A 12,299-nucleotide genomic window follows, 5' to 3' on the forward strand; every position below is an offset into this window, starting at 1 on the left:
CATCTTAAGTATCAAATTTTGCTATAATGATGACTAAATACAATCTAATTTATGAGGTGGTCATTTATGATAAATGTTGAAACATTAAAAAGTAGCTTTCCCCTACTCAATGACATGCAACAGTATAGGCCGATATTTTGGAAAAATCCAAATTTCCGTAATGATGAAACTTTACCATTTTCATTAGATGATATAGAAGACGCTGCAACAAGACTAGAACGTTTTAGCAGCTATATACGTAATGTTTTTCCTGAAACTGAAAAAGACCATGGCCTCATTGAATCACCACTAAAAGCAATTCCTTTTATGCAACAATCATTAGTTGACTCTGAACAACTTGAACAAAGTGGTAAATTATGGCTTAAATGTGATAGTCATCTTGCTATTTCAGGTTCTATCAAAGCAAGAGGTGGTATATATGAAGTTCTAAAACTAGCTGAATCTATCGCTATAAAAGAATGTGGTTTAAAATATACGGATAATCATAAAGTTTTATCTGAACCAAAATATAAAGCGTGCTTTCGTAAATATACCGTTGCTGTCGGTTCAACTGGTAACCTGGGTTTAAGTATTGGCATTATGAGCGCACAATTAGGCTTTCAAGTCATCGTACATATGTCTAGTGACGCGCGTCAGTGGAAGAAAGACTTACTTCGTTCACGTGGTGTTGAAGTTGTTGAACACCAATCCGATTATCAATACGCAGTTGCTGAAGGACGAAAAGCTGCAGAAAATGATCCTACTTGTCATTTCGTAGATGACGAGGGTTCTGCTGATCTATTCTTAGGTTATACTGTTGCTGCATTACGGTTAAAAACACAACTTAATAATGAAGGCATACAAGTAGACGCTCAACATCCTCTTTTTGTATATCTGCCTTGTGGTGTTGGAGGAGGCCCAGGTGGTGTTGCCTTTGGATTAAATCAAGTATTTGGTGACCATGTGTATTGTCTATTCGCTGAACCTACACATGCGCCATGCATGACATTAGGTATGATGACACAACTTCATGACCAAATAGCTGTAACAGATATTGGATTAGACGGCCGTACTGATGCAGATGGTCTTGCTGTTGCTAGACCTTCAAAACTCGTTGGTCATATAATGAATTCATTATTATATGGTGCTTTTACTGTAGAAGATCAACAAATGTACCAATATTTATATCAGCTAAGCCAAAAAGAACGTATCTTTGTCGAACCTTCTGCAGCATCTGGTTTCGCAGGTTTAAAAGCAGTGTTGGAACATGCTGATAAAAACCATTTTAATTTATCCGATGCAAATCATATCGTATGGGCAACTGGTGGCAATATGGTACCTAAGGAAGAAATGTTAAAGTATGTGGCTCAAGGCAAACAATCATAAACTTAAGCGATTTAGAATCACATCTGACCAGGCACTCGAATGATAATATTTAAATCATTCATATTTAAAGTTTCACCCTACTTTATGCGTTGTTCGACGTCTTCTCTAAATCAAATCATATATAATCTGCTATATAAATTGATGACGTTAAACATGAATGTAATGCTATTTTTTATCAATACAATGGACTTAAAGTGGTATCATCTAATACTATTTTCAATCTAAAACCTAAAGCAAAATTTTAGGTTTTATTTTTATACACATAAATATGATATAAAAGCCATTTTAATCACTTTGCAAAGATTATTTTCTGAATATTTATTGAATTCTAAAATCAACTGTGTTAAAGTATGTTTTATCAATTTACTTTAGTTCGGTAGAGAAACAAAGTATTTAATAAAGGATGGTCATTATATTATGGATACGAAAGCACTTATTAATAATAAAGAACAAGAACTAGCTTTTTTAAAACATTTTCAACAAGCAGATTTTAAACTTGTTGATTTTAGTTTTATAGAATCATTATCTTGGCAATCACTTACACCTGATGATTTACAACAAATGACGGAACGTAGTTTTTGGCAACATGACCATCATATTTTTGCTTTGCGTAATGATTTCACAGATCAATTATTACGTTACTACAGTAACTATCAACCTGAACAGCAACGTTTAGCATATACTGGTCCCATCGTCAGAAATAACGAAGTCTACACTCAGTTAGGTATCGAACATTACAACCCAACAATTACAGATATGCAAAACGATTTTAAAACGTTTTATAACTTTATTAAGTATACGTTGAATGATGATATCGACTTTGTCATTTTAGGGCATTATCAATTAATAGATTTATTATTAGCTGCTAACGAACAAAATCAAACTATATTAAACCTTATACAAGAACGTAATATTTCAGAGTTAACTGCACAGTTAGGACTTGCACATCCTGTGGTACAGTTACTCACAACTAAAACTACGGAACAACTTGATTTATTAACCCATTTATTTCCGCATGATCATCGTACTATCCAGTCATTACATCGGTGGGAGCAATGGTTTAAATCACAAAATATTACTGAAATTCACCTTGATATAACCCCTAGACCACCACGTTCTTATTACAAAGGATCATTCATGAAATGCCATTTAAAAAACAATAAAACTCAGCGTCTAACTGGTGGATTTTACAAAGGGAAATTAGAAGGCTTTGGACTCGGATTTATACTATAAAAAAGGAGTGAAAACCATGCTTACTGTCGCATTAGCAAAAGGTAGATTACTTAAAAGTTTTATTAATTATCTAAATGAAATAAAAGAAATTGAAATAGCATATGCGCTTGAACATAGAGAACGTCAATTACTTATAACAGTTAATGAAATACAATTTATTTTAGTCAAAGGTAGTGACGTACCAATATATGTTGAACAAGGCGTTGCAGATATTGGAATCGTCGGTAGTGATATTTTAGAAGAAGGCAATTATTTTATTAACAACTTACTAGATTTACCATTTGGCGAATGTCACTTTTCACTTGCTGCTAAACCAGAGGCCTATCAATTTAAAAAAGTAGCTACCTCATATACACAAACAGCACGTCAATATTTTGAAGCACAAGGTTTGGATGTTGAGCTTGTAAAACTATCTGGTTCAGTAGAATTGGCTTGTTTGGTTGATATGGTAGATGGCATTGTTGATATCGTTCAAACAGGGACTACCTTAAAGTCAAATGGCTTAATTGAAAAAGAGCAAATTAAAAACATCAATGCAAAGCTCATTACAAATAAAGCCTCATATTTTAAAAAATCAACTGAAATTGAAGATTTAATTAAAACTTTGGAGGTGTCTCTCATTGATTACAAATAAAGAAACATTTTTAAATAACTACCTGAATCAATCTGCACTAAATGAAGATTTATATCCAATCGTAAAAGAAATTTGTGATCAGGTGAAATTTCGAGGTGATGCTGCTTTAAAAGAATATAATTTACAATTAGATAAAGTAGAAACATCACAATTAGAAGTACCTAAAGAAGACTTATTTACTGCTTATCAACGCATTGACTCATCTACACGGGAAGCCCTCGAACAAAGTCATGACAGGATTAAAGCATATCAAACTTCTATTAAACAAGATCATAAACAAGTTCATTCAGAATGTTACGAATTATATCATGCGTTAGAGCGTGTAGGTGTCTACGTCCCTGGTGGAAAAGCTAGTTATCCCTCTACTGTGTTAATGACTGTAACACTTGCCAAAGTTGCAGGCGTTAAAAATATAGTGGCCGTTACGCCACCTCAACCTGAAGGTCTACCTGATATTGTACTTGCTGCTTGTTATATTGCTGGTGTTGATCAGGTTTACCAAGTTGGTGGTGCACAAAGTATCGCTGCACTTGCGTATGGTACTGAGACAATTCCTAAAGTGGATAAAATTGTTGGTCCTGGCAACCAATATGTTGCATATGCTAAAAAATATTTATTTGGTCAAGTTGGCATTGATCAAATTGCTGGTCCGAGTGAAATTGCGCTAATTATTGACCAAACAGCTGACATAGAGGCAATTACGTATGATGTATTTGCACAAGCAGAACACGATGAACTCGCTAGAACATTTGTCATCAGTGAGGATAAAGACTTGTTACAACAATTAGAAAATAACATCCAACACACAATGACACAAATCAAACGACAACCTATTGTTGATGCCAGTTTGAAACATAACCATTTCTTAATTTCAGTAGAAAACTTTACAGAAGCTTGTGATTTGATGAATCAAATTGCACCGGAACATGCATCTATACAAACACAATGTCCCCAAGACTATGTCAACCATGTGAAATATGTAGGCGCGCTCTTCTTGGGTCATTATTCTCCAGAAGTTATCGGGGATTATGTTGCTGGACCAAGCCATGTTTTACCTACAAATCAGACTGCACGTTTCACCAATGGTCTATCAGTGAATGATTTCTTAACGAGACATTCTGTTATCGATTTATCTCAACAAACATTTAATAATATTGAACAATCCGCACGTAAGTTAGCACATATCGAGCGTTTGTATAATCATGAAAAATCAATAGAAATTCGAACAACAAAGGAGCCACACAATGATTAGAATTAATAAAAATGAAAGTCCACTTAAACCATTATCTAATGAACAACTCGCTACAATTATTCAAAAAGCAGCATTCAATCTTTATCCTGATGATGAATATGAACGCTTCAAACAAGCTTATGCAGCTTTTCATAATATTTCACCTGACCAAGTCATTGCAGGTAATGGTTCTGATGAACTTATTCAAAAGTTAATGTTAATCATGCCAGAAGGCCCAGCTTTAACGCTAGACCCTGACTTTTTTATGTATCAAGCATATGCCAATCAAGTCGCTCGCCCTATTAAATTTGTACCAGCAAATTCAGATTTAACATTTGATTTAGAGACGATTTTAAAACGCATTGATGAAGTACAACCTGCATTCTTTATTATGAGCAATCCACATAATCCATCAGGCATACAATATAGTACGACATTTTTAATGGCTATCGCGGATAAGATGCAGACGCTTGGTGGCTACTTTATCATAGATGAAGCTTATTTAGATTTTGGTGAAGCTTATGATATTAAGATGCAACCGCATATTATTCAAATGCGCACGCTCTCAAAAGCATTTGGCATTGCTGGCCTAAGATTAGGTGTATTAATTGGCACTAAAGATACCATCAAACTCATCCAAAGCATCGAGCACCTGTATCCTCTGAATACAATTACGCTTCATATTGCGATTTATATGTTTGAAAATCAAGCAATGACTCGCGCGTTTGTAAAGCAACAACGACAGCTTGCTCACAAACTTAAAAATATGTTTCATGAACTTGTCTCAGATGTCATGGTAGTCTTCCCTTCTGCTACAAATTTCGTGTTAACAAAGGGAGAAGCTGCACAAAGTTTAGGCGCTTATATTAAGTCCAATGGTTTCCTTCCAAGATTATATGACGAACCAGAAATGTCTGACTATGTCCGATACTCTATTGCTACAGATGAACAATTAGATCAATTATTTGTACTTATTAAAAATTGGAGGTCACAATATGATAGTAAATAAAACACGCAATACAGCTGAAACACAATTAACTATTTCTCTAGCTGATGATCATCGTGAAAGTAATATCAATACAGGCGTTGGATTTTTGGATCATATGTTGACGCTCTTTACTTTTCACAGCCAATTATCCTTATCTATAGAAGCAAATGGAGATGTTCAAGTAGATGATCATCATGTAACCGAAGATATTGGTATTGTTCTCGGTCAGCTACTATTATCCTTAGTGAAGGAACGCAAATACTTTCAGCGTTATGGGTTTAGTTACATACCTATGGATGAAACACTTGCACGTACAGTCGTTGATATTAGTGGCCGACCTTATTTATCATTTAATGCACAATTCAGTAAAGAAAAAGTAGGTACGTTTGATACAGAACTCGTAGAGGAATTTTTCAGAGCACTTGTTATCAATTCTCGCCTAACAACACATATTGACTTAATTCGCGGTGGAAACACACATCATGAGATCGAAAGTATATTTAAATCTTTTGCTCGAGCGCTTAAAGATGCACTAGCATCGAATGACACGAATATCACCCCTTCATCTAAGGGCGTGATTGAATGATTGCAGTGATTGACTATGGTTTAGGGAACATTAAAAACATACAACGTGCGATTAATCGTTTAGGTTTTAATGCGATTTTAACGGATAGTCCCAACGATATTAAAGCAGCAGATGTCATCATATTACCTGGTGTAGGTCATTTTAAAGATGCTATGCAAGCGATTGAAAAACGGGGATTAAAATCCATTTTAAAAACGATAACAAATAAACCAATCATAGGCATTTGCCTAGGTATGCAGTTGCTATACGAACACAGCGCAGAAGGTGATGTAGATGGCTTACAACTTTTCCCAGGAAATATCATACCTATCCAAACATCTTATCCGGTGCCCCATTTAGGTTGGAACAATTTAATCAGCAACCTTACAGAATTAACACAGGATGTATATTTTGTACATTCATATCAAGCTGAAATGTCAGAACATGTTGTTGCGTATGCAGATTATGGCACATTGATTCCTGCAATTGTCCAATATAAAAATCTTATAGGCATTCAATTCCATCCAGAAAAAAGTGGTGAAGATGGTTTAGCAATACTTAATCAAGCTCTGAAAGGTGGTTTCTTAAATGATTAATATTTGGCCAGCCATTGATTTAATTAATGCAACGAGTGTGAGACTGACGGAAGGAAAATATGACTCAGAAGAAAAAATGACTCGCAGCGCTGAAGATAGTGTCGTTTATTATAACAAGTTTAAATGTGTAGAACGTATTCATATTGTCGATTTAATCGGTGCAAAGCAGCAAACATCTATTGAAAAGGACTATATCAAGCAACTGAGAAGCCTGACCAACAAACCGATGGAAGTCGGTGGTGGCATACGTAGTCTTGAAACAATTAATGCATATTTTGCTGATGGCATAGATTATTGTATTATTGGGACTAAAGGTATTCAAGATATTGAATGGTTGGCCAAAATGTCTCATCAATTTCCGTACAAATTATATCTATCGGTTGATGCTTATCAGCGTGAGATAAAAATAAATGGCTGGGAACAAGATGCACATTTAGATTTATTTGATTTCGTTCAGCAAATTGAATCACTACCTTTGGGTGGCATTATCTATACGGATATTTCGAAAGATGGACACTTATCTGGTCCAAACTTTGAAATAACAACGCAACTTGTCGAAGCAACACAAAAACCTGTCATTGCTTCTGGTGGCATTCGTCATCAACAAGACTTAGAACAATTAGAAAAATCTGGTGTTTATGCAGCAATTGTTGGTAAAGCAGCACACAATCCTGCATTTTGGGAGGGATTATCATGATAAAAAAAAGAATTATCCCCTGTTTAGATGTGAAAGATGGGCGCGTTGTCAAAGGAATACAATTTAAAGGACTACGTGACCTTGGAAACCCTGTGGATTATGCACTTTATTACAATGAACAAGGCGCAGATGAATTAGTCTTTTTAGATATATCCCGCACTGAAGCTGGCCATGGGCTTATGTTAGATGTCATTGAGGAAACTGCTGAAAAATTGTTTATTCCACTTACTGTAGGTGGCGGTATCTCCACAATCGATGATATATCGCAGTTGCTAAATCATGGTGCTGATAAAGTGTCTCTAAACTCTAGTGCTCTAAAGAACCCTTCATTTATCCAAGAAGCCAGTGAAAAATTTGGAAGCCAATGTATTTGTATTGCTATAGATAGTAACTATGATACAGAATTAAACGATTATTTTTGCTATACTCATGGGGGAAAAAAACGTACAAATAAGCGTGTCTATGATTGGGTTCAAGAAGTAGAATCTTTAGGTGCAGGCGAACTATTAATAACGAGCATGACACACGATGGCATGAAAGAAGGCTTTGACGTCAACCATTTACATGAGATTGAACAACTTGTGCACATCCCTATTATTGCTTCTGGTGGCGGCGGCAATCCTGATCATTTTGTAGATTTATTCAAACAAACGAATGTTTCGGCAGGACTTGCTGCTAGCATACTTCATGACAAAGAAACCACAGTAAATGAAATCAAACAAACGATGGCTCAAGGAGGTATTCCAATAAGATGACACAACAACCTGATTTTAGTAAAGGGCTTATCCCCGCAATATTGCAAGATGTTCAGACAAAGCAAGTGCTTATGCTTGGCTATATGAATGAAGATGCTTACAACAAAACAATAGCTGATGGCATGGTTTGTTTTTATTCACGTTCTAAAGACCGCTTATGGACAAAAGGTGAAACATCTGGTCATACCCAAGCCGTTCAAAACATACACCTAGACTGTGATCAAGACACCTTATTGATAGATGTAATCCCTAATGGTCCAACTTGTCATACTGGAAGCCAGAGCTGTTTCAACACCACTGTTCCCTTCTATGTTCAACAGCTCGAAGACACAGTAACTTCAAGTGCTAAGTCAAATAAAGAAAATTCATACACACAATATTTATTGAATGAAGGTTTAGAAAAAATATCGAAAAAATTTGGTGAAGAAGCATTTGAAGTTGTAATCGGTGCTATGAAATCGAACCGCGACGAGGTAACAAATGAAACTGCTGATTTAATGTATCATCTCTTTGTGCTCTTGCATGCGTTGAATATCAAATTTGAAGATATAGAGGCAATTTTGGCAAAACGTCATCAAGTTTCTAATAACTTTAAAGGCGAAAGATCAGATATAAAAGATTGGTAAATTGCACTCACTGATTATTCAATAATTTTCTATATTAAGATATTTCCACCAATCTATAGCCACATAACAAAATTTAGGCTGAAACAGCTAATCGCTGTTTCAGCCTAAATTGTTTGATTCATTTTATTTTTATAAAAATAACACCATCAGATCTTCATCATAATACCGTTTGCCATCATAAAGTGCCTTAGGTTCTGTGCCATATCTTTGAAATCCTAATTTTTCATATAATTTAATAGCACTTAGATTTTCCGCAAGTACCGATAAACCTATAGTTTTAACTACACCTTGTTCACTGACAATATCTATCATTTTTTGAATTAATTGTTGTGTAAAGCCTCGTCTTCTATATTGTGGGTCGCAATATACACCGACTAAATTACCTCTGTGTTTAATTTTCTCTAAAGTTTCTCGATAAAAAGTTGCATAGCCAATCAATTTTTCACCATCAAATACACCCATTGTAAAATGTCTTTCATTCATCCCTATCCTATCTTCAAAACGTTCAATAGGCAAATGAATCTCGCGTTGATAAGTTGAAGCAAAACCTGTAGGATCAGTTTGTAGAGACTGTAAGCGCAATAAACGATACGCTTCTACATCACCTTTCTTAAGATATCTAAACTCCATGTTTTGCCTACTTTCAAAGTATATTTTCACTTTACCATTAACTTTATTTTAAACTAAATATAAGAAGGACGTATCAGACTGGTCTGACCGTAATTTCATTTACATTTACATGTGAAGGTTGTTGTAACGCATAAACTACCGCTTCAGCAATATCTTTGGGTTCTAGCTTTTTGCGCTCTCCCCAATCTTTCTGACCACTTAAAGGCGTATCTACCATACCCGGTGAAACGCTTGTCACTCGAACGCCAGTTTTAGCCAACTCTTTTTCTAATCCTTGCGTAATCGTGTGCACCGCAGCTTTCGTTGCACTGTATATAGTACTCATTTTCGTCACTTCAAAACCTGAGATAGAAGCAATGTTAATAATATGGCCACTAGATTGATCTAAAAATGTTGGTATGACAGCATTAATGCCATACAGTGTCCCTTTTACGTTTGTATCAATCATTGATTCCCAAGCCTTTACATCTCCATCAGTAACAGCAGAAGAAATCATTTGGCCGGCACTATTTACGAGTATATCCAAGCGACCGAAATGCTCTTTTGCATATGCTACTAAACGTTCAACTTCTTGTTGTTGTGTCACATCCGCTGTTAAAAATTCAATCTTCGCTTGATATTCATTTGAACGAATACGATTTACAACATCTTTAAGTCGTGTTTCATCACGACCAGCTAATAATAATTGTACACCATGACTAGATAGCTCCTCTGCTATGCTAGCACCAATGCCACTACTAGCACCAGTAACGATTGCAACTTTGTGCTCTAATTTAACCATCAAATCTTCCTTTCATCAAACGTATTTCATATTTTTATACCCTATCCACACAGATTATACCATGTGCCCTCCATCTTGAAACAATGAGTCAGCTCATGAATTTGCATACTTGTCATAAACAATAAATAATTATAGAGTGGGTATATAATACATAACTAACTTACCTTTTATAATTTAGGAGGATGACTTATGGACTTTCATGAAAGAATTAAAAATTTAAGAAATAATATAGATAGCACAAGTTTCGATTTTCGTTTTGAACAATTGTTTAATGAAGCAGAATGGCTCGGACTATCACTTAACCAGCGCCAACGATATGAGCGTGAATTTCGTAGATTTGTGAGCCAAAGTAAGCAATTACGTATCTCATATGCTTCACAAGATCACATTCGCATGCGCATGTATAACTCTGTTTATAACTATAATGAAATCAAACAAAACTTTAAATCATATGTTTAATAATGATGAGAAAAGCCCACATTACTGGACGAACAGTAACATAGGCTTTTCCACTTTGTAAGGGCTCTAAATAAATCATGAAAGGTGATACTAGGGAGAATAATATACATGAAGTTTTATGCACAACACACGATGAAATATGTGTGCACAAACTTCGATGCTACTAGATGAATACAGTGTATTAATTACTTACTAGTAGCTTTTTTCTAATCCATAGTTGTATAGTTTTTCTGCGTCAATATAAGCTATATAATCAATACTTCTGTATCCATCTTTAATGTCATTAATAATGCCTTGATTCACACCAGTATGTGTGTATATGTCATAACTACTTTCATTTGAAAAAATGACTTCTTCAATTACTTTTCTCATTTAATAATCACTCCGTATTTTTTCTTTCGCTAGGCATTGTTATCTTCTACACTCTTATCATAATCGAAAGTAATAGAATTTTAAAGTATTTTGTGATTAATTTCACAAAATACTCACTTTTAGCCTTTTTTAATATATTTCACATATTTTTAGATTGACAAATTGTTTAATTTTAAAAATGAATGCTTTTCTAAATATTCCGCATAGGCCAGTGAGAACTTTACGTTTAAGCTGTTTGTCTCTTCAATATTTTGCTTAATCGTTTATAGTAAGTAGTTCTGTAATATTTCAGCTAATCACTTTAGTGCAAACGCATTGAATTTAGCTTTTCTACAAACGCATGTGTTTGATTAATAATCGTATCTAACTGGTTTTTTTGAGCCCCTTTAGTTAATGCATTACCAATCCCAATAGCAAATGCACCGTTTTTATACCATTGATCTATATTTTCTAATGACACGCCACCATAAGGTATTATATTTATATTTGGAATGGTTCCATAGATGTTTTCCATAAAATTCACTCCTAATATATTTGCAGGATACAGTTTAATCACTTCTACTTCATATTGCATCGCTTGTATGATTTCATCTTTCGAACCGCATCTTGGCAAGTAAGGTATTTGGTATACATTACAAATATGCGCTATTTGGACATCTAAATGTGGAGTTGCTATATAGCGGGCACCATTTATAATCGCTACACGTGCTGTTACAGCATTTTGAATCGCACCTGCACCAACAATAATTGATTTATCAAATTTTTGCGTTAACGTTTTTATGGCTAATTCTCCATAAGGCGTGTTAAATGTTATTTCAATATTTTTGATACCACTCTCAATCATTTTTTCACTTTTCAATATAGCATCTTCACAAGTACATCCTTTCACTACTCCTATCAAGTAATTACGATGTAATTGTTCCAAAGTAAGCAATTTATCCATTAGCGCCTGTCCTTTCTACGTCATTTTATTTCATTGTAATTTTTATCTCATTTTCGTCAATGAATACTAAACGAACCTTTAATACGATGCTACATTTTATTCCGTTGACGGATTTGCTCAAACACTAGTTTCTATGTAGCATATTGGTGTTTTATTCACAAAACGAATGCCAGAGATGTTATACACCAAAGAAGGAACGTACGCACCTCTGATTACGTACTTCAATCAAATAGATAATAGTTTTATTAATAAAATAACTATTTTAGTAATAAAATGACATAAAACATTAACTTTGTGATTAAACTCACAAAGTTACACGAAATGTGCTAGTTTTTTTCTATTATGAATGCTAACTTTAATAGTATAAAGAAAGCGCTTTATTATATTCGTAAACTTTGCTTAAAATACAATCCTAAGTAAAGCG

General features: G+C 34.6%; 15 protein-coding genes. 11 read left to right on the plus strand and 4 right to left on the minus strand.

Going from position 1 to position 12,299, the window contains the following annotated elements:
- Nucleotides 1-66 precede the first annotated feature (66 nt).
- The 10 genes from KA824_RS05825 (at nucleotide 67) to hisIE (ending at nucleotide 8,690) form a co-directional block, all read left to right on the plus strand.
- The gene (locus tag KA824_RS05825; RefSeq protein ID WP_181187361.1) at nucleotides 67-1,365 is read left to right on the plus strand and encodes a D-serine ammonia-lyase; all 1,299 of its coding nucleotides are present in this window, start codon (nucleotides 67-69) and stop codon (nucleotides 1,363-1,365) included.
- 417 nt (nucleotides 1,366-1,782) lie between these two features.
- Nucleotides 1,783-2,598, plus strand: a complete 816-nt coding sequence (locus KA824_RS05830; RefSeq protein ID WP_107384108.1) for an ATP phosphoribosyltransferase regulatory subunit — start codon at nucleotides 1,783-1,785, stop codon at nucleotides 2,596-2,598.
- A 16-nt stretch (nucleotides 2,599-2,614) separates the two neighbouring features.
- The gene (gene hisG, locus KA824_RS05835; RefSeq protein WP_107384109.1) at nucleotides 2,615-3,232 is read left to right on the plus strand and encodes an ATP phosphoribosyltransferase; all 618 of its coding nucleotides are present in this window, start codon (nucleotides 2,615-2,617) and stop codon (nucleotides 3,230-3,232) included.
- Complete coding sequence (hisD, locus tag KA824_RS05840) at nucleotides 3,222-4,484, plus strand: histidinol dehydrogenase (protein ID WP_233422628.1); 1,263 nt, start codon at nucleotides 3,222-3,224, stop codon at nucleotides 4,482-4,484. The genes hisG and hisD overlap by 11 nt, the downstream gene beginning before the upstream one ends.
- Nucleotides 4,477-5,472 (plus strand): pyridoxal phosphate-dependent aminotransferase, encoded by a 996-nt coding sequence (locus KA824_RS05845; protein ID WP_210133248.1) that lies wholly within the window; start codon nucleotides 4,477-4,479, stop codon nucleotides 5,470-5,472. Before hisD ends, KA824_RS05845 begins: the two co-directional genes overlap by 8 nt.
- A complete protein-coding gene (hisB, locus tag KA824_RS05850) occupies nucleotides 5,459-6,037 on the plus strand; it encodes an imidazoleglycerol-phosphate dehydratase HisB (protein WP_107384112.1) in 579 nt (192 codons plus the stop codon). The genes KA824_RS05845 and hisB overlap by 14 nt, the downstream gene beginning before the upstream one ends.
- Nucleotides 6,034-6,612, plus strand: a complete 579-nt coding sequence (gene hisH / locus KA824_RS05855; protein ID WP_107384113.1) for an imidazole glycerol phosphate synthase subunit HisH — start codon at nucleotides 6,034-6,036, stop codon at nucleotides 6,610-6,612. The genes hisB and hisH overlap by 4 nt, the downstream gene beginning before the upstream one ends.
- On the plus strand, nucleotides 6,605-7,309 hold the full coding sequence (gene hisA, locus KA824_RS05860; RefSeq protein WP_181187360.1) for a 1-(5-phosphoribosyl)-5-((5-phosphoribosylamino)methylideneamino)imidazole-4-carboxamide isomerase: 705 nt from the start codon (nucleotides 6,605-6,607) through the stop codon (nucleotides 7,307-7,309). The genes hisH and hisA overlap by 8 nt, the downstream gene beginning before the upstream one ends.
- Nucleotides 7,306-8,064, plus strand: a complete 759-nt coding sequence (gene hisF / locus KA824_RS05865) for an imidazole glycerol phosphate synthase subunit HisF (protein ID WP_107385952.1) — start codon at nucleotides 7,306-7,308, stop codon at nucleotides 8,062-8,064. The genes hisA and hisF overlap by 4 nt, the downstream gene beginning before the upstream one ends.
- On the plus strand, nucleotides 8,061-8,690 hold the full coding sequence (hisIE, locus tag KA824_RS05870; RefSeq protein WP_107384116.1) for a bifunctional phosphoribosyl-AMP cyclohydrolase/phosphoribosyl-ATP diphosphatase HisIE: 630 nt from the start codon (nucleotides 8,061-8,063) through the stop codon (nucleotides 8,688-8,690). Before hisF ends, hisIE begins: the two co-directional genes overlap by 4 nt.
- A 129-nt stretch (nucleotides 8,691-8,819) precedes the next feature.
- On the opposite strand, the gene KA824_RS05875 is transcribed toward hisIE, so the two are convergent.
- On the minus strand, nucleotides 8,820-9,320 hold the full coding sequence (locus KA824_RS05875; RefSeq protein WP_107384279.1) for a GNAT family N-acetyltransferase: 501 nt from the start codon (nucleotides 9,318-9,320) through the stop codon (nucleotides 8,820-8,822).
- A gap of 73 nt (nucleotides 9,321-9,393) precedes the next feature.
- A complete protein-coding gene (locus KA824_RS05880; RefSeq protein WP_107384278.1) occupies nucleotides 9,394-10,101 on the minus strand; it encodes an SDR family oxidoreductase in 708 nt (235 codons plus the stop codon).
- A 189-nt stretch (nucleotides 10,102-10,290) separates the two neighbouring features.
- On the opposite strand from KA824_RS05880, the gene KA824_RS05885 reads away from it, so the two are divergent.
- Nucleotides 10,291-10,560 carry a DUF1413 domain-containing protein gene (locus tag KA824_RS05885; RefSeq protein ID WP_107384277.1) on the plus strand — a complete coding sequence of 90 codons (270 nt, stop codon included), beginning with the start codon at nucleotides 10,291-10,293 and terminating at the stop codon, nucleotides 10,558-10,560.
- A gap of 192 nt (nucleotides 10,561-10,752) precedes the next feature.
- Here the strand turns inward: KA824_RS05885 and KA824_RS05890 are convergent, their stop codons facing one another.
- Complete coding sequence (locus tag KA824_RS05890; RefSeq protein WP_107384276.1) at nucleotides 10,753-10,932, minus strand: hypothetical protein; 180 nt, start codon at nucleotides 10,930-10,932, stop codon at nucleotides 10,753-10,755.
- Nucleotides 10,933-11,233: 301 nt separating this feature from the next.
- Nucleotides 11,234-11,875 carry a beta/alpha barrel domain-containing protein gene (locus KA824_RS05895; protein WP_107384275.1) on the minus strand — a complete coding sequence of 214 codons (642 nt, stop codon included), beginning with the start codon at nucleotides 11,873-11,875 and terminating at the stop codon, nucleotides 11,234-11,236.
- Nucleotides 11,876-12,299: the final 424 nt, after the last annotated feature.

The sequence above is a fragment of the Staphylococcus sp. GDY8P198P genome, assembly GCF_017891615.1.
GTDB classification, from domain to species: Bacteria; Bacillota; Bacilli; order Staphylococcales; family Staphylococcaceae; genus Staphylococcus; species Staphylococcus cohnii.